The following is a 20,606-nucleotide window of genomic DNA, read 5'->3' on the forward strand; positions in this document are numbered from 1 at the left end:
GTTTTTTGCATAGTTATCTATGCTGTTAATATAAGGTTAAAAAGGGGCTTTTAATACCTCTCAGTTTTAGCGAAAATAGCCGCGCAACTTAGCACTTACGACATTTATAAGGTTAACTAATGACAGTCACCTCACAGCGACACTCAGTACTGCTAGATAATGTATTTGCACTCATTGAAAAAAAGGTGGATGCCCAGCAGAAGTCACTCGTGCAGCAATTCGGACGCCTGTTGTATAAAAATATCTCTAGTGATGACTTAGAAGATCGTAACGACAGCGATTTATACGGTGCCACTTTAAGCTTATGGAACGGGCTTGCAAAATTCGATAATTCAGCACCTTACATTCGTGTCTTCAACCCAGAAATAGAAAAGCATGGCTGGCACTCAAGCCATACCATTGTTGAAATAATTGTTAGGGACATGCCGTTTCTTGTCGATTCTGTGCGTATGTCACTCAACCGATTAAACATTACTGCACATTTATTTTTGCATAGCCCAATTGGAATAAAACGAAATAGTAAAAACCAAGTGGTCGAGTTTGCCGAGCCTGGCAAGACAGTTGAAAACACCCGAAAAGAAACAGTGATATTTATCGAGGTTGATCATCAAAGTGCGAAAAAAGACATTGATGAATTAACGAAAGAATTACACTCAGTGGTAGACGAAGTGTCGTTGGCGGTTAAAGATTGGCAAGAAATGACCACTAAGTTAGAAACCGTGGTTAAAGACAGTACGAAACTAAACTGGCCTGTATCGACTGATGAAAAGAAACAAACCAAAGCTTATTTGCAATGGTTAAGCGACCATAACTTTACCATGATGGGCTATCGTTATTACGAAGTGAAGGCCATAGAGGGCGACCATCGCTGGATACCGTCTAACGATACTAGTTTAGGTTTATTAAAGAACTCTGTTAATGACAGAGAGCGCCTATTGTCGAAATTACCTTCCAGTGCAAGAGCAGAGGCACTAAGCCAAAGCCCGTTAATTTTAACGAAAACAAACTCTCGTGCTCGTGTTCATCGTCCTGCTTATATGGATTATGTTGGTGTAAAAGCGTTTAACAAAGATGGGCAAGTTATTGGTGAGCATCGCTTCCTTGGCCTCTATTCAGCGTCTTTCTATAACCAAAGTGTGACGCAACTTCCTATGCTGAGAGAAAAGATTCAGCGTATATGTGATTTATCTGGCTATGAGCCAGGCACCCATGCGTTTAAAGCCTTTGTGAATATTGTTGAAACTTATCCACGTGATGAGCTACTGCAAACACCCGCAGAAGAATTAGCCCAAATAGTGATGGGTATATTTCAAATGCAAGAGCGGGGTATTTCACGCTTATTTATTCGTAAAGATGTCTTTGGTCGCTTCTTCTCATGTATGGTATTTGTACCTCGTGAGCGTTACAACACGCAACTACGTGTAGACACCCAAGCGCTATTAAAAGCCTCGTTAGGTGCTAAAGAAGAAGTTGAATTTACTACGTTCTTTTCTGAATCTGTGTATGCACGCACGCATTACATTGCCAGGGTCAACGACAACAACGCGGAATTTGATGTGAAGGAAATAGAACGCAATATTATTGAACTAACTAAAACGTGGAGCGATCGATTAGCTTCATCTATTTCAGCAGCACACGGTGAAGCGCAGGGTAAAGCCCTTGAGCGCAAATATGGCAATGCGTTTTCACGTAGCTATATGGAACAGAACTTACCGGGTGATGCCCTTGTTGATATCGGCAAAATTGAACAGTTAGATGATGATCATACTCTCGACATGCTGTTTTATCGTCCTCAAGAAGAGCAGTCTGACAGCCAAATAGTGAAGCTCAAGTTGTTCCATCGTGCTGAGCCTATTCATCTTTCTGATGTATTGCCTATGCTTGAGAACTTTGGTTTGCGCGTCATTGATGAAAGCCCCTATAAAATCACCTGCCCAGATGGTTTTAGAAACTGGGTGATGGATTTCACTATGTTGCACAAAAGTGGCCAACATTTTGACATGGAGCGCGCACAGACTTTATTCCAAGAAGCTTTTGCGAAAGTGTGGAATAACGATTTAGAAGACGATGCATTCAACCGCTTAATTTTGGGTGCTAATTTAACGGGCCGTAAAGTCACTATTTTACGTGCGTACGCAAAATACATGCGTCAAACCGGTAGTTCATTCAGTCGTGATTACATTGCGAACACCTTGGCGAATTACCCTGATATTGCCCGCTTGCTAGTGGAGTTTTTCGACCAGCGCATTAATCCGAAGAAGAAACGTAATGCGAAGAAAGAAGAAGCGTTACTTGAGAATATTAAAACCCAATTAGACAGTGTTAGTAACTTAGATGACGACAGAATTATTCGTCGTTATTTAGATATGATGTCGGCAACCCTTCGAACTAACTTCTATCAGCCCGATGAAGCAGGCAATGAAAAATCTTATGTGTCATTTAAGATGCTGCCAGAAATGATTCCTGATATGCCATTGCCACTGCCTAAATTTGAAATATTTGTGTATAGCCCACGTTTAGAGGGTGTGCATTTACGCGGTGGCAAGGTTGCCCGTGGCGGACTTCGTTGGTCTGATCGCCAAGAAGATTTCCGGACTGAAATTTTAGGCTTAGTAAAAGCACAGCAAGTAAAAAATACGGTTATTGTACCTGTTGGCGCGAAAGGTGGGTTTGTTTGTAAAAAGCTGCCCGTTGGTGAGGGCAGAGAAGCCATACAGGCTGAAGGTCAAGCGTGCTATCGCACCTTTATTACCAGTTTGCTAGATATCACCGATAACATTGTAAACGGTGAAGTTGTACCACCAAAAGATGTAGTGCGACTAGACGAAGATGACCCGTATTTGGTTGTGGCGGCCGATAAAGGTACCGCTACCTTCTCTGATATTGCCAACGGTATTGCTGATGAATTCGGTTTTTGGTTAGGGGATGCCTTTGCATCAGGTGGTAGCGTCGGTTATGACCATAAGAAGATGGGTATTACTGCGCGTGGCGGATGGGAGTCTGTTAAACGTCACTTCCGTGAAATCGGTATCGATTGCCAAACCACAGAATTCACTGCGGTGGGCGTGGGGGATATGGCGGGAGATGTTTTTGGTAATGGTATGCTTTTATCTAAGCACACCAAATTAATTTCGGCGTTTAACCATTTACATATTTTCTTCGATCCAGACCCCGATGCAGCTGCAAGTTACAAAGAGCGCGCTAGATTGTTCGAAAACCCACGATTAAGTTGGGAAGATTACGATTCAACATTGATTTCAAAAGGTGGCGGTATCTTTAGTCGTTCCGCGAAGTCGATTAAACTTACCCCAGAAATGAAAAAGTGGTTAGGCACCCGTCAGATGTCGATGACGCCAAACGAACTTATCCATAACATTTTAAAAATGCCTGTGGACTTGCTTTGGAATGGTGGTATCGGGACTTACGTTAAGAGCTCAAAAGAGTCGCATGCGGAAGTGGGCGACAGAGCTAATGATGACTTACGTTTAAACGGCAAAGACGTGCAAGCCAAAATTGTAGGTGAGGGCGGTAACCTAGGGTTAACGCAGTTAGGTCGAATTGAATATGCTGCTTCCGGCGGACGCGTAAACACCGACTTCATCGATAATGTAGGGGGAGTTGATTGCTCCGATAACGAAGTTAATATCAAAATCTTGCTTAACAGCGTGGTTAACGACGGTGAACTTACAGTTAAACAGCGTAACAATTTGCTGCACGACATGACCGATGACGTATCGCGTATTGTGATTAAAGATTGTTATCGCCAAACTCAATCTATCTCGATTACTGAGATGTCGGGCGTAAGCTTATTGAAAGAACAGCTTCGCTTTATTCACGGTTTAGAGCGTGAAGGTCAACTTAACAGAGAGCTTGAGTTCATTCCGAGTGATGACGAAATTTCGGATAGAGTGGCGTCAGATCGTGGTCTTACGCGACCTGAACTTAGTGTTTTGATTGCCTACGGCAAAATGGTATTGAAAGATGCATTAAATATCCCTGAAATCACTGATAACCCTTATCACGGTAAATTGTTGCTTCAAGCTTTCCCTAAGGTGTTGCGTGAAAAATTCAGTACACATATGCAGCAGCATCCACTTAGAAGTGAAATTATTGCCACTAAATTGACCAATAATATGGTTAACGATATGGGGCTTAACTTTGTCTTTCGTATTCAGGAAGAAACCGGTGCCAGCGTTGATGATATTGCTAATGCCTACGCTATTGTGCACGGTATTTTTGATATGGAAACGCTCTGGAACCGTATTGAAGACTTAGATAACGTTATTTCAGCGAAGCTACAGCTTAAGATGCTAGATGAAGCTCGCCGTATTATGCGCCGCGCTGCACGCTGGTATATTAGACACGGCAATAAAGGCCTGTCTATTGAAGAGTCGATTGCAAGCTATCGTGAAACCTTCAATAACTTGTCTAAGAATCTGCAGAACTATTTAGTAGAAGCTGAATACTCACAGCTAGAAGAGAAAACAAGTACCTATGTGTCGCAAGACGTTCCGAAGGATATCGCGTATCAAGTAGCTAGCTTCTCCAATATGTTCTCTAGTTTCGACCTAGCACACATTGTTGCAGCTGAAAAACATAGTGTTGATGTTGTCGCGCGGTTGTACTTCCAGCTTGGCTCTAAACTTGAATTGCATTGGTTCTTAGATCAAATTAACAATCAAGCAGTCAGCAACCATTGGCAAGCACTAGCACGCGCATCGTACCGTGAAGAACTGGATTGGCAGCAACGTTCAATTGCCGCTAATCTACTTCAAATAAACCCAGAGGCCAGCGATGCAGACAAAATTTTGGAAGATTGGATGCAGAGCAACCAAGTGTTGTTGAAACGCTGGTATCATATGATGTCAGAGTTTAAGACTAGCTCAACCCATGAATTTGCGAAATTTTCTGTCGCATTACGTGAATTGATGCTTTTAAGCGTGAAGTCTAGCCATTAGAATACACGCTATCAAAAATGACGAAGCCCTGTAAATCAGGGCTTTTTTATACCAAATACAAGCGAAAACAAACACCTATGCAATCATTAGTGCAAAAACTGTTGCTTCAATGCGAACCCGAAAAAAGCCATGACTTTACAATCAACTGGTTAAATAAAACGCAACACACGCCGTTGAAGTGGGCTTACAGCACCACGACAATCCAAAAGCCAGTGACGATTGCAGGTATAACCTTTGATAATCCTGTGGGGTTGGCGGCAGGCTTAGACAAAAATGGTGATTGTATAGATGCGTTTGCTGAAATGGGTTTTGGTTTTGTAGAAATTGGTACGGTTACACCTCGCCCACAAATGGGTAACCCTAAGCCTCGCTTATTTCGCATTCCTGAAAAACAGGCAATTATCAATCGAATGGGCTTTAATAATAAAGGGGTTGATCACTTAGTTTCTCAAGTGAAAAAAGCGCACTTTAAAGGCCCGATTGGTATCAATATAGGCAAAAATAAAGATACAGACGATGCGAAGGCCCTCGACGATTATCTTATTTGTCTGAATAAGGTTTACCCTTACGCCAGTTATGTAACTATCAATATTTCTTCACCCAATACTCCTGGGCTGAGAAACCTCCAGTATGGTGCAGCCCTTGATGCATTATTGGTAGGCCTAAAAGCGGCACAAGAAACCCTTACTCAAACTCACGGTAAATACGTACCTTTGTTTATCAAAATTGCGCCAGACTTATCAGATGGCGAAATACAAAGCATTGCGCAATCTTTGCTCGCCAGCAAAATGGATGGCGTTATTGCCACCAATACCACACTTTCTCGTGATGCTGTTCAGGGGTTAAAGCATGCTGATGAAATGGGTGGACTGAGCGGTTCTGTCCTTACCGACATGAGCTTGAACGTAACAAAAAAACTATCTAGTGCTCTTGATAGAGCTATTCCTATCATAGGCGTGGGCGGTATAGATTCTCCTGAAACCGCAAAAGCACGTTTAGATGCAGGAGCATCACTAGTTCAGGTATACTCTGCATTCATCTATCAGGGGCCCGACCTCGTTAAACGCATTGTAAAAGCGCTATAATTAGCGAAAGCGACACATTACAGTTTTATACACTCAAGCGTGTGGCAATAATCACACGCTCTATCAGGTAATTGAATGAATACTATTCTGGCAACAACCAGCCGCGGTCTTGACGAACTCCTTAAGCAAGAAATACTCAATTTGTGCCCAGGTGCAGAAATTAAACAGTCTCCGGGCATGTTGCAGTTTGAAGGAAGCAAAGAAGACGCTTATAAACTTTGTCTTTGGTCTCGTTTGGCCAACCGTGTTATTTGGATCTTAGGCACAGGAAAGGCAGGAAATGCTGAAGAGTTGTATAAGACAGCCATGGATATTGATTGGCAGATGCATATGGAATCTCGCCATACGTTATCAGTGCAATTTATTGGTACTAACTACGAAATTAAAAACACGCAGTTTGGCGCGGTAAGAATTAAAGATGCCATTGTCGACCAATTCGTAGAAGAGGGACAAGCTCGCCCATCGGTTGAGCGCAAAATGCCTGATTTCCCTGTTTACGCCAGACTTCAACGAGACAATGTGATTATTGGTCTTGATATGGCCGGCGCAAGTTTGCACCAACGTTCATATCGTCAAGAAACGGGTGATGCACCACTTAAAGAACATATTGCCTGCGCCATGTTAATGCGCAGTGGCTGGACCGAAAACATGGACAAGCCCCTTGCTGACATGATGTGTGGCTCGGGTACTATTGCCATAGAAGCGGCCTTCATGGCACGTAATATTGCCCCTGGCATAAAGCGTGAGTATTGGGGCTTTAGTCAGTGGTTAAGCCACGATGCCGCATACTGGGATTCGTTGGTAAATGATGCTATTTCGAATCAAACAGAAAGCAAAAGTGAAATTTTCGCTGCCGATTACAACCGCAGAATGATTGCCATTGCAAAAGACAATGCCGACTATGCGGGCGTGTTTAACGATATTAAATTCAGCAACCAAGACGCCACTAAGTCGTCACCGCCGGTTGCGACTCCAGGATATATGGTGTCTAACCCCCCTTATGGTGAACGTTTGGGCGAGCTAACAGCACTTATCCCGCTTTTCAGCGAATGGGGTAAGCGTTTTAAAGAAGCATGGAAAGGCTGGCACGTATCATTGCTTAGCAGCAACCGTGATTTATTGCGTGTATTAAAATTACGAGCAACCAAAGACTACGGCATGAATAACGGTAAGCTAGAGTGCCGTTTAGTGAACTATGTGTTAAGCGAAGAAAACACAGTTCAATTTACTGAAGATGCGTCGAATCACGAATTTGCCAATCGCCTAAAGAAAAACCTTAAGAAAATGAAGGCTTGGATCAACAAAGTTGATACTAACTGCTACCGTATCTACGATGCCGATTTGCCCGATTACAACGTGGCCATTGATAGGTACGGCGATTGGTTAGTAGTACAAGAATACGCACCGCCTAAAACTGTGTCGGAAGACAAAGCCCGTAAACGCTTGCAAGAAGTATTGCTTTATTTGCCTACTGTTACAGGCATATCGCCTAAGCAAATAGTGCTTAAAGTACGCAGCCAGCAAAAGGGTACTAAGCAGTACGAAAAAATTAACCAGTCTGGCACCATGATGGAAGTGTACGAAAACGGTGCGCGCTTATTGGTGAACTTGACTGACTATCTAGATACGGGCTTATTTCTAGATCATAGAAACACCCGTCAAAAAGTTATGCAGCTTGCGAAAGGTAAAGATGTACTTAACCTGTTTGCTTACACTGGCAGTGTGTCTGTGTTTGCAGCTAAAGGTGGCGCGAAATCAGTGACCACCGTTGATATGTCTAACACCTATCTAGACTGGGCGAAAAAGAATGTGGCGCTTAACAAGCTAAATGGGCCACATGCTTTTGTTCAAGCTGATTGCACGTCATGGTTAGGCGATCATAAAGGTAAATACGATTTAATTTTTATCGACCCACCTTCGTTTTCAAATTCTAAGCGTATGCAAAGCACGTGGGATGTACAGCGCGATCACGTTACTATGCTAACGAATGCGAGAAACTGTCTAAATGAGGGCGGTACGTTAATTTTCTCTAACAATAAACGTGGCTTCAAGTTAGATGAAGAGGCGTTAGAAGGATTAGGTTTCAGTATTGAAAATATTACTCAGGAAACCATACCTGAAGACTTTTCTCGGCGCGGAAACATTCATAAGTGCTGGATCCTTTCGTTATCAAAGGAAGCGTTACCAAAAGAACCGTTATCAAGAGAAGCTTTATGAAAATAGTGTTTTACACAGGGCCTCAGTGTAGTTTATGCGATTTGGCCGACATTGAGTTGGCTAATACACAGCAGTTTTCTTCGTTAACGGTGGAAAAAGTAAACATTCGTGATAGCACCGATTTGTATCATTTATACGGTGCTCGCATTCCTGTATTGAAACGGGAAGACAATGGCGCCGAAATCGGCTGGCCATTTGATACCAACGCATTGGAGACATTCTTACAGTGAGTATATTGCAGTTAAAGAACATCACTGTTATCTACGGTATCCCCCCTTTATTAGATGGCGTTGAACTGATTGTTCAACCCAAAGAACGCGTGTGTTTAGTAGGCCGAAATGGCAGTGGTAAATCCACACTAATGAAAGTGATATCAGGTGATGTAATAGCCGACGATGGCCAGCGCATTATAGAAAGCGACACGATAATTGCTCGATTAGAGCAAGATCCGCCGCAAACCACAGATGTGACCCTTTTCGATTACGTTGCTGAAGGCTTAGCAGATGTAGGCGACACCATTAAAGCCTATCATCACCAAACCAAATTGGTGGCTGAAGATCCTAGTGAAGCTAACTTAAATCGTCTGCAAACTTTGCAGGAAACCTTGGAAGCCCGTGATGCATGGCAATTTGAGCAGCAAATAGAACAAACGCTCACCATGCTTAAACTAGAGCCTGATATTTCATTATCGACATTATCAGGTGGATGGCGCCGTAAAGCGGCATTAGCACGCGCTTTGGTTCGTTCTCCCGATTTACTGTTGCTTGACGAACCTACCAACCATTTAGATATTGAAATGATTCGTTGGTTGGAAAGCAGTTTATCTAATTACAATGGCGCTATTGTATTTGTAAGTCACGATAGGGCCTTTATCCGAAATATGGCAACCCGTATTGTTGATTTAGACCGGGGTGGATTAACCAGTTACCCAGGTAACTACGAAACCTACCTAGAGAAAAAGCAGCAAGACCTTGAAGTAGAAGCTGCCCATAATGCCGAGTTTGATAAGAAGCTTGCGCAAGAAGAAGTGTGGATCCGTCAAGGCATAAAGGCTCGCCGTACTCGTAATGAAGGCCGTGTAAGGGCATTGAAGAAACTGCGTGAAGAGCGTAAAGCAAGACGCGCGGTACAAGGGAACGCAGTAGTAAGCCAGCACCAGGGTACACGCTCGGGCAAGATGGTGTTTGAAGTAACCGATTTAGACTACGCCATTGGCGGTAATCAAATTGTGAAGGGATTAAACCTTAATGTACTACGTGGCGATAAACTTGCACTTGTTGGGCCGAACGGTAGTGGTAAAAGTACCCTCATTAAGTTGTTGCTCGGAGAACTAACACCCGATAACGGTAACTGTAAGCAAGGTACTAACCTTGAAGTGGCTTATTTTGACCAACATCGCCATGGCTTAGATTTGGAACAAACGGTTATTGATGCTGTAGGTGATGGTAAACGTGACCTTATGGTTAACGGGCACCCAAGACACGTCATTAGCTATTTACAAGATTATTTGTTTTCACCTGAGCGGGTTAATGCGCCGGTAAAGTCATTATCTGGTGGAGAGAAAAACAGGCTAATGCTGGCCAAGCTAATGCTTAAGCCCAGTAACTTATTAGTGCTTGATGAACCAACAAACGATCTTGATGTTGAAACACTAGAGATGTTAGAAACCCTGTTAAATGAATATGCGGGCACGGTATTGCTCGTAAGCCATGATAGGGAATTCGTCGATAATGTTGCTAATAGTTGTGTCGTATTTGAAGGCGAAGGCTTTTTACGGGAGTTTATTGGAGGCTTCACTGACGTAGAGAGCTGGTACAAAGATCAAAATGCAAAACGTCAGCAAGTTATTAAAGACGAAAAAGCCAAAGTAAAGAATGAAACTAATTTAAGTTCGAATAGTCCTAGTGCTAAGTCTTCTCCCCGTAAGACGAAAAAGTTATCATATAAAGATCAACGCGAACTTGAATCGCTGCCTGCAGATATTGAGCAGTATGAAAATGAATTAGCGGAAATGCAGTTGTTAGTTAACGACCCTGAATTCTTTAAAAAAGGGAACGACGAAACTGCACAAACCTTAGCTCTGTTAGCAGAGAAAGAACAAGCCTTATCCCATAAATATGCGCGCTGGGATGAATTAGAAAGTATGCTGGAAGATAATCAGCAGTAAATAGGATTTTAGATGAAACGAACTCAGCTTGCCGTCGCCGTTCTGTTGGCAACAGGTAGTGTTTCGGCAGTCGCCGAAACCTACACCGTGACACCACTTCCTTTGCAGGATGTTGGTCAAAATACCTTCGCTCGTTCAATTGATAATACCGGCAAAATGTTATCAATGGTGCAATTGGAATTTAACCCGCCTGTTGATGTAGAACAGCTAGAAGAAGATACCAGTTTCTTTACCACGTTTTCAGGGTCTCTTGAAAATGAAGATGATGCAGTACAAGGTGTATTTACTGATGCTGATTATACCTTAGTCGTTAACTTTCTTCTTTCAAACCAAGACAGTTCAACAGGTCAGAAGCTCGCGAGCTTCAGAACCTATTTAACCGATACCACTGATATAGACTTGGTGCCTGGTTTAGATGAAGTAACCGACAAATTTGATGATTACACCCAATCTGTTGAAGCAGGCGGAAGAGATAGCGTAAGCGGTAATTTTATTGTTGGTGATTCTCCAGGCGTAGTTGTTTTGGATGAATATGAAAACGAAGATGGTAATACCATCAATTACACCTACTCAGAATTACCGCAGCAAGCGTTTGTTCAAACTAGCAGTGGGTCATCAAAAGTTATTCCAGCCGTTGATGACACCTTAGGTGGCTTCTCGTCAGCACGTGCTGTGAATCAAAATCTACAAGTCGCTGGTTTCAGTACCGTTAGTTTTTTAGATACGGTTGATGAAGCAGTCGAAACTTGTGAAGACGACGAAACTCGTGGTGATTTACCGGAAGGCCGCTGTTATTTCAGTATTTACGGTGGTGAATTTAACGTACCACGTATATCTAGTTACTTCGTAACAAACTCCACTAGCTTTTTATCGGGTTTCATTCTTTCATCGGAAGTCAACGCGACTATTTGGCAATTAGATGTCAACGGCGATGTGATAAGCACTGACACATTCCCATTACTTTTCACGCCGGAAGAAGACGACACCTCACATTACTTTTCTTATGCCTATGACATTAATGAACAAGGTATTGCGGTGGGTGAAGCGTTAACGGGTGATGCGGTTACTATTACACGCCCTAACTCTTCTGGCTTAAATGAAAGCGAGCGTGTTGCCACCGTATATAGAGACGGTGAAACACAAGAGCTCCTTCCGAGAGAAGAAAACTTACTTAGCCAAGCGATGGCGATTAACGATAACAACTGGGTAGCAGGTGCAGTGTTGCGTGAATCGAGTGATATTGCACGTTCTCGTTTATTCGCATACAACTTAGATACCACTGAGCAATTATACCCCGACGGTTTCTTTGCCACTGCCGGTGTTCAAGCGAATGCCATCAATAATAATAATATTATTGTAGGTAAATCTGACTTTGATGCGACATCCGATACTGTTCGTGAGACACACGCGTTCATGTTCAATATTGATACTGAAGAGTTTCTGGATTTAAACGACTTAACGCCGTGTGACAGTGAATACACGTTGCTAGAAGCTATCGATATTAACGATAATGATGAAATTATCGTTAATGCGCGTATTCGATCCACCAGCAAATATGTGACGGGTGCTGATGTGATTAACTCAGCAGGTGAAACCATAGAGGTTGATGCTATTGTCGCGGTGAAACTATCACCTACTGGCGGCGCCATCGACGATTGTAGTATTGATGAAGACGGTGATGAAGTAGATGACAACTTTGAGCGCAGCGGTGCTTCTACGAGCTTCTTTGGGTTAATGGCGCTAAGTTTACTGGCCATTTTCCGTCGTAAATTGAAGAAATAATCAATTCGCTCTATTTTTAGTTATTTTTCAAAGGCCGCTCGTTTTTAGCGGCCTTTTTTATTGCTAAAGGATTTAAAAATTGAAATATATATGCCTAAAAAGTGTAATATAAAATTCATCTATATTTCATTGCATTACCAAATGTCAATGCTCTCTTTACAATAATTGTGTTGAACCATTTTGCACATTGCACTATCACAGTAGTGTGCACAATGACTTTTCCGCCACTATCAATTGAAAAACGATGTATTGGGCCCGAGAGAGAATTTGTAGCACATCCTACAAAGTTAAAGAGGCTAATCAATGAAAAGACAAAAAAGAGATAAACTGACACGCGCCCACTCAAAAGGGTATCAAGCTGGTATTAGCGGTCGTTCAAAGGATATTTGTCCTTTTCAACAGAATGACGCTCGGTCGGAATGGTTAGGAGGCTGGCGCGAGGCGGTAGAAGACAGGCACGTAGGTCTTAGTGTTAAATAACGTCTTCTCTCTTAAAAAGTGATTAAGCAATGAAAAAGCCCCAGTAATGGGGCTTTTATCGTTTTGACGCTTTACGTTTATTAGAAGTTAGATGTGTCTTGGAACAAACCTACTTTAAGATCTTTCGCGACGTAGATTTCTCTTCCATCTACTTCAACAGAACCATCCGCCATTCCCATGAATAGCTTACGTTTGATAACACGCTTCATGGTGATTTTGTAAGTAACTTTTTTGGCAGTAGGCAGTATTTGCCCTGTGAATTTCACTTCACCGACGCCAAGAGCACGACCTTTGCCTGGTCCATCACACCAACCTAAGAAAAATCCGACCAGCTGCCACATGGCATCTAATCCCAAGCAACCAGGCATTACAGGGTCACCTGGGAAGTGGCAATCGAAAAACCAAAGATCTGGCGTAATGTCTAACTCTGCAATTATTTCGCCTTTCCCATGTTCACCGCCATCTTCAGTAATAGAAACGACACGATCCATCATCAGCATGTTAGGGGCGGGGAGTTGGCTGTTACCAGGACCGAACATTTCACCGCGGCTGCATGCTAATAAATCTTCTTTGTTAAAACTATTTTTTCTGTCTGACATTCCCAACTCGTTGTTTTTTAAATTCGCGCTGCTAATTTAGCGAACACTTGTACGCTAAACAACTCCGAACAGTCATTTTTCTAAATAAAAACGCGTGTTAAACTCGAACTACTAACGAGCCAGTGATTACTATGACAGAAAATACGAACAACAGTACAGTAAAAGAAAAGGCAAAAGCGAATGCTGATAAGCAGCGTCGCTTCCGAGAACGTCAACGAGATGCAGGAAAAAAGCTGGTCAGAGGCTATGTTTCCCCTGAAGCTAAGCTCTGCTATGACGAAATTCGAGAGAAAACAGGGTGGAGCGATAGTGAAGCCGTTTCTAACTCAGTACGTTTAATGTATGCCGCTTATAAATGTGGCCAAATTAAATTACTTAATGAGTGGTTACGCAAAAATAACCGATAACCCGTTTTCCCTAGCCTTAGCAGGGTTACGCGTAACCAAAATAGCTGGATTTACGTCTTGCAGGCTACGCATAACCTGAGAAAAGGCAGACTTATTACGTATTTTTATGGGAAAAGTAATGGCGTTAGTCTAACCATTTTGCACAGAACTCTCCTTTCGGGTCGTAGATTTCGGTTTGTTTCTGCAAATTAAACTGCCGGTTCTCTCTTGGGTCTGTACCTACGCCCGCTAGGTACAGCCAATTTCCCCAATTACTAGCCACATCATAATCTAATAATTGGCTCTCGAACCAAGCCGCACCATAGCGCCAATCTTGCCTTAATTCGTTCACAAAGCAACTTGCCACCAATTGTCGACCTCGATTAGACATATAACCCGTAGCGGCCAGTTGACGCATACACGCGTCAACAATGGGGTACCCTGTTTTCCCGTTACACCAGCCACCGAATATTTGAGCGTCGTGGGTAGTGTTTGGCATTTTTGATTTAATACCATCGAATTGAAACCACTTTGGTCCAAACTTTTGTTGAAGCCAGTAAAAATACTCACGCCAAAGCAACTCAAAATGAATCCAATAGGTTGAATCATTTTTAACCACATCTCGCTCGTACTTTTTTACTTCTTGGATTACGTACCGCGCCGAGAGGGCACCTGTGGCTAACCATGGCGATAGTTTTGTACTTTCTCGCCAACTATCTAACGCGTTTCGTGTTTCTTTATAACTTGCAGCCACTTTCCATTCGAATAGATAACTATTTAAGTGAGAGAGCGCCGCGTCTTCGCCTCCAACGAAGGCGCCTTCTGTCTGTTTACGGTGTGGGCAACTATTGAGCTTATATAGGCTTTTAGTGTCTATATCTGGCGTATAAGACCTAGGTAATGCAGTTAACGTCGCCACAGGTTCACACGGCTTTATCACAGACTCAATTTTGCGTTTAAACGGTGTAAAGACATCCGGCATAATTTCAAGATTGAAAGGGAGGTCTTCTTGATTAAACAGCGAGCTAGCTTCGCCTGTTACTATTTCAATATTGGGGAAAAAACGCGAAACCGCTTCAACTTCTCGGCGCTCGTTGTAGCCGCCGTGTTCGGTCACCCCAAAGTGCGTATAGGCATTGGATGAGAGTAATGACACCAGTAGTTCAGGTGTTTGGCCTTTTAAAGTCAAAATAGAGTGACCCAAAGTGCTCGCTTTTTCGTTTAATGCTTCTATTGTATCTATAACAAAATTAAAACGATGTTCACCAACAGGTTGAATACCGTAAGCGTTTGATACAAACCAGCTGTCATCAATTATGTAAAGCAGAGTCAATTCGTCGACCTGCTGACAAAGCGATGATAGCGCCACTTGGTCGTGAAAACGCAAGTCGTGGCGAAACCAAAACAGGCCTCTAGTGCGTTTTGTCGAATCACGCATCACATGATTATCCAGTATCATAGGGTTCCCTCCCTTATACCTTTTTTAGGGGTAGACGGATCCTGCTTTTAGCGATTATCGTATCATGTGCATGCTTAAGTGTTTATAAATTGTTCAAAAAAAGGGTTAACAGTGACAGTGCCAGTGTCGATAATGTGGTTCAGACAGGACCTTAGAGTAAAAGACAACCCCGCGTTAAACGCAGCCTGTGATGAAGGAAAAATAATCCCGATTTATATCTACGATGATGATGCACCCGATGGCAGAGTACTAGGAGGTGCTAGCAATTGGTGGTTACATCATTCGCTACATTCACTGAACGATAGATTAAATGGCCATTTAAGGGTGTTCAAAGGCGACCCTAAAACCCTGATCCCAGAGTTAATGGAAACCTATGATGCTAAGGGAATTTATTGGAATCGCTGTTATGAACCTTGGCAAATTAATCGTGATAAAGCGATTAAAAAGCAGCTCTTAGATAATGACTTTGAGGCGCACAGTACTAATGGGAGCTTACTGTGGGAACCGATGAAAGTGCTTAAGAAGGATGGTACGCCATATCGAGTATTTACCCCTTATTATAGAAAAGGCTGCTTGAACGTTGAGCCTCCACGCTACCCCCAAGCACCGCCAGCACGAATTACATACGCCGATGTTGAAGATAATACAAACGCTAAGGCTAACAGTCCGTGCGGTATAGACGCCCTTAACTTACTTCCGTCACTTGATTGGGACAGTGATTTTAAAAACCATTGGAAACCAGGAGAAGATGGCGCTGCTGACAATTTACAGGGTTTTATTGAGCACTCTGCGCGCCAATATAAAGATGCCCGTGATATTCCGTCAATGAATGGAACGTCTCATCTATCACCTCATCTGCACTTTGGCGAGGTTTCGCCCAATCAAGTGTGGTATGCCATAAAAGACAGGTTTGAAACCAGTGAAGATAAAAGTATAGACACATATTTAAGTGAGTTGGGCTGGCGTGAGTTCAGTTATTACTTGCTGTACCACTTTCCAACCATACCGCACAAAAACTTTAATGATAAATTTGATAAGTTCAATTGGCGCAGTGATGCAAAATCTCTTAAAGCCTGGCAAAAGGGGCAGACTGGTATCCCTATTGTTGACGCGGGTATGCGAGAGCTGTGGCAAACCGGGTATATGCACAACCGTGTACGTATGATTGTAGGGTCGTTCTTGGTTAAAAACCTTCTTATTAGCTGGCACGAAGGCGAACGCTGGTTTTGGGACTGCCTAGTAGATGCTGATTTAGCCAGCAATACTGCAAGTTGGCAGTGGGTAGCCGGTACCGGCGCCGACGCTGCACCGTATTTCAGAATTTTCAATCCGTTACTACAAGGTGAGAAGTTCGATAAACAAGGTAAGTATGTAAGAAAGTACTGCCCTGAACTTGCCAACCTTCCCGATAAATACATTCATAAACCCTGGGATGCGCCGCCGGTTATCGCTAAAGATGCGGGCGTACATTTAGGAGATACTTACCCTAAACCCATCGTAGATTTAAAAGCATCGAGGCAGCGTGCTCTAGATGCGTTTCAGGCTTTAAAAGAGTAGGGTAGCCATGTCTTCTTTAATACTTATTTTAGGTGACCAGCTTACTTACAATCTGCCTATTTTAGAAAATGCGACAAAAACGAAAGATACTGTACTTATGGCTGAAGTGCGTGAAGAAGCCACTTACGTTAAGCATCATAAAAAGAAAATTGTTTTTCTTTTTAGTGCCATGCGACATTTCGCAAAAGCGTTAAAGGAAGATAATTTTAACGTCAATTATATTGAGTATAACGATGAGGTAAACCAAGGCAGTTTGCTAGCACAGGTAAAGCATGCGCTAGCAAGCGGCGAGTTTGACAATGTTAAAGTAACTTCACCGGGTGAATATCGTTTGCTAAAAAGCATGCAGCAATGGGAGCAAACCCTAGGTGTGCCTGTCAGTATTATTAATGACGCTCGTTTTCTAGCCACTCCCCAAGAATTTAGTGATTGGGCCCATGACAGAAAGCAGTTACGTATGGAGTTTTTCTATCGAGAGATGCGGAGAAAACATGGCATCTTGATGGAAGATAAAAGCCCTATTGGCGGGAAATGGAATTACGACGCTCAAAACCGAGAGCCCATGCCGGCGGGTACAACTGTGCCGACCCACACGCAATTTAAAATAGATGCGATCACCCAAGGTGTAATTAATTTAGTTGAAAACGAGTTCAGCAATCATTTCGGTGACATTAGCCCCTTTCATTTTGCCGTTACCCGAGACGATGCGCTAACGGTTCTGAGCGACTTCATTGAAGAAAGGTTACCCCATTTTGGCCAGTACCAAGATGCCATGGTTGAAGGCAAACCTTGGTTATATCATTCCCATATCGCGTTTTATTTGAACTGTGGTTTGCTAAGCCCAAAAGAAGCTATTGATGCAGCGGAGTCAGCATACTACGCCGGCACTGCGCCGCTTAACTCAGTTGAAGGTTTTATACGACAAATACTGGGATGGCGAGAATTTGTTAGAGGGTTCTATTGGCACTTCATGCCAGGTCTTAAGAGTGACAATTATTTCAACCATAATCGCTCACTCCCCGATTTCTTTTGGGATGGTCAAACGAATATGAATTGCATGCGCCAATGCATAAAGGAAACACAAGCGAACGCGTATGCGCACCATATTCAGCGACTAATGGTATTGGGGAATTTTTGTCTTTTAACGGGGTTGTCACCCGAAGAGGTTCAGCAGTGGTATTTACTGGTTTATGCAGATGCGTACGAGTGGGTAGAACTGCCTAATGTAGCAGGCATGATTTTATACAGTGATGGTGGCCAACTCGCGAGCAAACCTTATGTCGCAAGTGGCAGTTATATTAATAAAATGTCGAACTACTGCAAAAACTGCGGTTATCAAGTTAATAAAAAAACAGGTCCTAAAGCTTGCCCTTTCAATTACTTATACTGGCATTTTATTGATAAGCACAAAGAAAAGCTAAGCGGCAATCCCAGAATGGCAATGATGTATAAAACGTATGGCCGAATGAAAGATGAAAATATCGATGCAATGAAAGACAGCGCGACAATTTTTTTAACCAAATTATCTGAAAATGAAGAAGTCTGATTTACCAAGCAAAATGTGCCCAGTTTGCAACAGACCCTTTACTTGGCGGAAGAAATGGGAAAAGAATTGGGATAACGTAGTGTATTGTTCTAAACGATGTGCCGGAAACAAACGTATGAAATAAAACCTGCTAACTATAATCATAAAAACGAAGGACTCACGTTCATGGATGCGCCTATTACAGTAGATAGATTGCGGTTTTTGCTTTTTAGCTTTAAGGAGAAACTGTGGGTAAAGCCGCTATCACTATGCATATTATCAATAGCTGCTGTATTCGCCTCGAAACTGGCAGACGGTACCGCACTCGCTGAACACCTGCCTAAAGTCGATCAATCGTCGGTAGAAACCCTGTTATCCATTATGGCATCGAGCATGTTGGTCATAGCGACTTTCTCGGCAGGCACTATGGTAAACGCCTATGCATCTGCCAGCAGGTCATCGACGCCACGTTCGGTAAGTTTAATCATCTCAGACGATGCCTCACAAAATGCGCTGTCTACTTTTGTCGGTGCGTTCATCTTTAGCGTAGTCGCCATTACGGCATCAAGTAACAACTTCTTCAAAGACGCTGGAATATTTCTTCTTTTTTGTCTTACCTGTTTAGTATTTGCGATCGTCATTCTTACGTTTATCCGCTGGGTAGACAGTGTCGCTAGGCTAGGCCGTGTGGGCTCAACAGTACAAAAAGTTGAAGCTGCCACAATGCGAGCCATTAATCATCGGCTATCGACGCCAAGGCTCGGCGGTAAGCAGCAGCCGAACTATGTGAAAGAGCAGGGCGGTGATCTCTCAAAATACCAAACCCTATCAACCGATAGTATTGGCTATGTTCAAATGGTTGATATGGCAAAAGTACAAGCGTGGGCTGAAGAACGAGACACTCAAGTACACATCGCTATGTTACCTGGGCAATTTTGCACACCCGATAAACCATTGTGTTATATAGAAAGCATTAAGCCGAAAGAGCCTGAGGATAACAGCAAAAATAAAAGCAGTGATAAAGCAGATGAAAAAAGCGATAAATCAGCGCTGCTTTCGGCATTTCAAATTGGCAGCGAACGTTCTTTCGAAGCCGACCCAAGATATGGGTTGGTTGTATTATCAGAAATAGCATCCCGCGCACTTTCGCCTTCGGTTAACGACCCAGGAACCGCTATTAGTATACTTGGCAGTTATACACGACTGTTCATTAGATGGGCACAAAAAGAAAAGAACACTACGTCAGATGATATAAAATACGATAAGGTGTCCGTACCTAACATAAGTACGGCTGATATGTTTGATGACGCATTCACCGGTTTAGCGCGAGATGGTGCATCCATGATTGAAGTTTCCATAAGAATGCAAAAGACCTTGGATGCCATTGCTAAAACAAGCAATGATGATATTTGTAAAGCTGCGACTAAACACGCTAAAGAAGCTTATAAACGAAGTATGAATGCGTTAATTCATGACGGCGATAAAGAAATGTTAAGTTCAGCAGTGAATAGCTTAAACAATAAAAAAAGCTAAGCCCTAGATTCTCGAATTTACGAATACAGTAATTTTCTATTAAAGCCATATAATAGATTTAAATGCGCGGATTATAAGTAGGTTGAGGTAACGTTTAGTGAGCACAATAGAAAGTAATGACATAAAACAACATGTAGAAAATGTTATAGCGTTTCCTACATGTTTAACAGAAGTAAGAAAAGTTATTGCTAGTTATATTACTAGTAAGCTAGTTGGCTGCTCGCAATCTTTAATAGATACCGCAATAGAAAACAGCGTTAATCATTACAAGCAATTTGTACACAACGCGAATATTACTGAAAGTGTTGAAGTATCTTTATCAGAAGAAGATGTGGCTTTATTAAATAAAAGCCTGACTAAGATACAAAGAGAAAACCGCAAGCAGTTGTTAAGAATGTTAGAACGCATAATTATATTAGAAATAGAAAATGCGGCTTTGAAAAACTGAGGCTATAAAGCTGTTAGCTTTAAATAATAACTTACACGTTAATTTTAAAAATCCTTCCTTAACTCGTTTCCAATTAAAATTGAAATTCTAATCATTCCATCTATAAACTCCTAAAGAAAATATTCATAGAGTAGCAGTAGATTACAATACGCGTGTACGCGAAAACTGCCTATGGATACCACGTAAAACGTCTCAGATTTTAATCTCACGCACGTTATAAAAACACACCTCAAAACCACGCAATAACGAAACACAGAAAAAGTGTGTAAGCCATCACGCACGGCAAAGCTACTGAGAAGTCTGGCATCAACCACCCTAAACCCCACATACCTAATTGCGCATAATGTATATTAAGTTAAAAGTATTCTTTACTATCTAAAGCCGCGTATTTACTGGGCTTGATAGACTTA

15 protein-coding genes are annotated in these 20,606 nt (G+C 42.4%); 13 read left to right on the top strand and 2 right to left on the bottom strand.

Translation table 11 applies throughout. The annotated features are described in order from the left end of the window. Positions 1-119 precede the first annotated feature (119 nt). The 7 genes from JKP82_RS20200 (at position 120) to rmf (ending at position 12,689) form a co-directional block, all read left to right on the top strand. Positions 120-4,958, top strand: a complete 4,839-nt coding sequence (locus JKP82_RS20200) for an NAD-glutamate dehydrogenase (protein WP_218398485.1) — start codon at positions 120-122, stop codon at positions 4,956-4,958. A 77-nt stretch (positions 4,959-5,035) separates the two neighbouring features. Further along, positions 5,036-6,043 carry a quinone-dependent dihydroorotate dehydrogenase gene (pyrD, locus tag JKP82_RS20205; protein ID WP_218398487.1) on the top strand — a complete coding sequence of 336 codons (1,008 nt, stop codon included), beginning with the start codon at positions 5,036-5,038 and terminating at the stop codon, positions 6,041-6,043. A 75-nt stretch (positions 6,044-6,118) separates the two neighbouring features. Further along, positions 6,119-8,260, top strand: coding sequence for a bifunctional 23S rRNA (guanine(2069)-N(7))-methyltransferase RlmK/23S rRNA (guanine(2445)-N(2))-methyltransferase RlmL (gene rlmKL, locus JKP82_RS20210; protein WP_218398488.1), 2,142 nt, complete (start codon positions 6,119-6,121; stop codon positions 8,258-8,260). Next, positions 8,257-8,490 (top strand): glutaredoxin family protein, encoded by a 234-nt coding sequence (locus JKP82_RS20215; RefSeq protein WP_159530309.1) that lies wholly within the window; start codon positions 8,257-8,259, stop codon positions 8,488-8,490. The genes rlmKL and JKP82_RS20215 overlap by 4 nt, the downstream gene beginning before the upstream one ends. Continuing rightward, positions 8,487-10,427: an ATP-binding cassette ATPase Uup gene (uup, locus tag JKP82_RS20220; protein WP_218398490.1), complete on the top strand. Its 1,941-nt coding sequence runs from the start codon at positions 8,487-8,489 to the stop codon at positions 10,425-10,427. Before JKP82_RS20215 ends, uup begins: the two co-directional genes overlap by 4 nt. A 12-nt stretch (positions 10,428-10,439) precedes the next feature. Then, a complete protein-coding gene (locus JKP82_RS20225; RefSeq protein ID WP_218398491.1) occupies positions 10,440-12,209 on the top strand; it encodes a DUF3466 family protein in 1,770 nt (589 codons plus the stop codon). 303 nt (positions 12,210-12,512) lie between these two features. Then, the gene (gene rmf / locus JKP82_RS20230; protein WP_013784086.1) at positions 12,513-12,689 is read left to right on the top strand and encodes a ribosome modulation factor; all 177 of its coding nucleotides are present in this window, start codon (positions 12,513-12,515) and stop codon (positions 12,687-12,689) included. 80 nt (positions 12,690-12,769) lie between these two features. Here rmf and fabA read toward each other — a convergent pair whose 3' ends face one another. After that, positions 12,770-13,288, bottom strand: a complete 519-nt coding sequence (gene fabA / locus JKP82_RS20235; RefSeq protein WP_057791803.1) for a bifunctional 3-hydroxydecanoyl-ACP dehydratase/trans-2-decenoyl-ACP isomerase — start codon at positions 13,286-13,288, stop codon at positions 12,770-12,772. A 131-nt stretch (positions 13,289-13,419) separates the two neighbouring features. Here fabA and JKP82_RS20240 point away from each other — a divergent pair, with 131 nt between their 5' ends. Then, positions 13,420-13,695, top strand: coding sequence for a hypothetical protein (locus JKP82_RS20240; protein ID WP_159530316.1), 276 nt, complete (start codon positions 13,420-13,422; stop codon positions 13,693-13,695). A gap of 124 nt (positions 13,696-13,819) precedes the next feature. Here the strand turns inward: JKP82_RS20240 and JKP82_RS20245 are convergent, their stop codons facing one another. Then, entirely contained in the window at positions 13,820-15,133 is a 1,314-nt protein-coding gene (locus JKP82_RS20245) for a DASH family cryptochrome (protein ID WP_218398493.1), read from the bottom strand. 111 nt (positions 15,134-15,244) lie between these two features. Here JKP82_RS20245 and JKP82_RS20250 point away from each other — a divergent pair, with 111 nt between their 5' ends. The 5 genes from JKP82_RS20250 to JKP82_RS20270 all read left to right on the top strand — a co-directional run bounded on the left by JKP82_RS20250 (position 15,245) and on the right by JKP82_RS20270 (position 20,196). Continuing rightward, positions 15,245-16,690: a cryptochrome/photolyase family protein gene (locus JKP82_RS20250; protein ID WP_218398495.1), complete on the top strand. Its 1,446-nt coding sequence runs from the start codon at positions 15,245-15,247 to the stop codon at positions 16,688-16,690. Positions 16,691-16,697: 7 nt separating this feature from the next. Further along, a complete protein-coding gene (locus JKP82_RS20255; protein ID WP_218398496.1) occupies positions 16,698-18,236 on the top strand; it encodes a cryptochrome/photolyase family protein in 1,539 nt (512 codons plus the stop codon). Continuing rightward, complete coding sequence (locus tag JKP82_RS20260) at positions 18,223-18,360, top strand: DUF2256 domain-containing protein (protein ID WP_082604920.1); 138 nt, start codon at positions 18,223-18,225, stop codon at positions 18,358-18,360. The genes JKP82_RS20255 and JKP82_RS20260 overlap by 14 nt, the downstream gene beginning before the upstream one ends. Positions 18,361-18,401: 41 nt before the next feature. Next, on the top strand, positions 18,402-19,748 hold the full coding sequence (locus JKP82_RS20265; protein WP_218398498.1) for a DUF2254 domain-containing protein: 1,347 nt from the start codon (positions 18,402-18,404) through the stop codon (positions 19,746-19,748). Positions 19,749-19,845: 97 nt separating this feature from the next. Further along, the gene (locus tag JKP82_RS20270; RefSeq protein WP_218398500.1) at positions 19,846-20,196 is read left to right on the top strand and encodes a hypothetical protein; all 351 of its coding nucleotides are present in this window, start codon (positions 19,846-19,848) and stop codon (positions 20,194-20,196) included. Positions 20,197-20,606 lie beyond the last annotated feature (410 nt).

This window comes from Alteromonas lipotrueae (assembly GCF_019249215.1).
GTDB classification, from domain to species: domain Bacteria; phylum Pseudomonadota; class Gammaproteobacteria; order Enterobacterales; family Alteromonadaceae; genus Alteromonas; species Alteromonas lipotrueae.

What these genes read in the sequence shown, in the direction of transcription:
- JKP82_RS20200 (WP_218398485.1), top strand. Translation starts at nt 120, where the DNA reads ATGACAGTCACCTCACAGCGACACTCAGTACTGCTAGATAATGTATTT.
- pyrD (WP_218398487.1), top strand. Translation starts at nt 5,036, where the DNA reads ATGCAATCATTAGTGCAAAAACTGTTGCTTCAATGCGAACCCGAAAAA.
- rlmKL (WP_218398488.1), top strand. Translation starts at nt 6,119, where the DNA reads ATGAATACTATTCTGGCAACAACCAGCCGCGGTCTTGACGAACTCCTT.
- JKP82_RS20215 (WP_159530309.1), top strand. Translation starts at nt 8,257, where the DNA reads ATGAAAATAGTGTTTTACACAGGGCCTCAGTGTAGTTTATGCGATTTG.
- JKP82_RS20225 (WP_218398491.1), top strand. Translation starts at nt 10,440, where the DNA reads ATGAAACGAACTCAGCTTGCCGTCGCCGTTCTGTTGGCAACAGGTAGT.
- rmf (WP_013784086.1), top strand. Translation starts at nt 12,513, where the DNA reads ATGAAAAGACAAAAAAGAGATAAACTGACACGCGCCCACTCAAAAGGG.
- fabA (WP_057791803.1), bottom strand. Translation starts at nt 13,288, where the DNA reads ATGTCAGACAGAAAAAATAGTTTTAACAAAGAAGATTTATTAGCATGC.
- JKP82_RS20240 (WP_159530316.1), top strand. Translation starts at nt 13,420, where the DNA reads ATGACAGAAAATACGAACAACAGTACAGTAAAAGAAAAGGCAAAAGCG.
- JKP82_RS20245 (WP_218398493.1), bottom strand. Translation starts at nt 15,133, where the DNA reads ATGATACTGGATAATCATGTGATGCGTGATTCGACAAAACGCACTAGA.
- JKP82_RS20255 (WP_218398496.1), top strand. Translation starts at nt 16,698, where the DNA reads ATGTCTTCTTTAATACTTATTTTAGGTGACCAGCTTACTTACAATCTG.
- JKP82_RS20260 (WP_082604920.1), top strand. Translation starts at nt 18,223, where the DNA reads ATGAAGAAGTCTGATTTACCAAGCAAAATGTGCCCAGTTTGCAACAGA.
- JKP82_RS20265 (WP_218398498.1), top strand. Translation starts at nt 18,402, where the DNA reads ATGGATGCGCCTATTACAGTAGATAGATTGCGGTTTTTGCTTTTTAGC.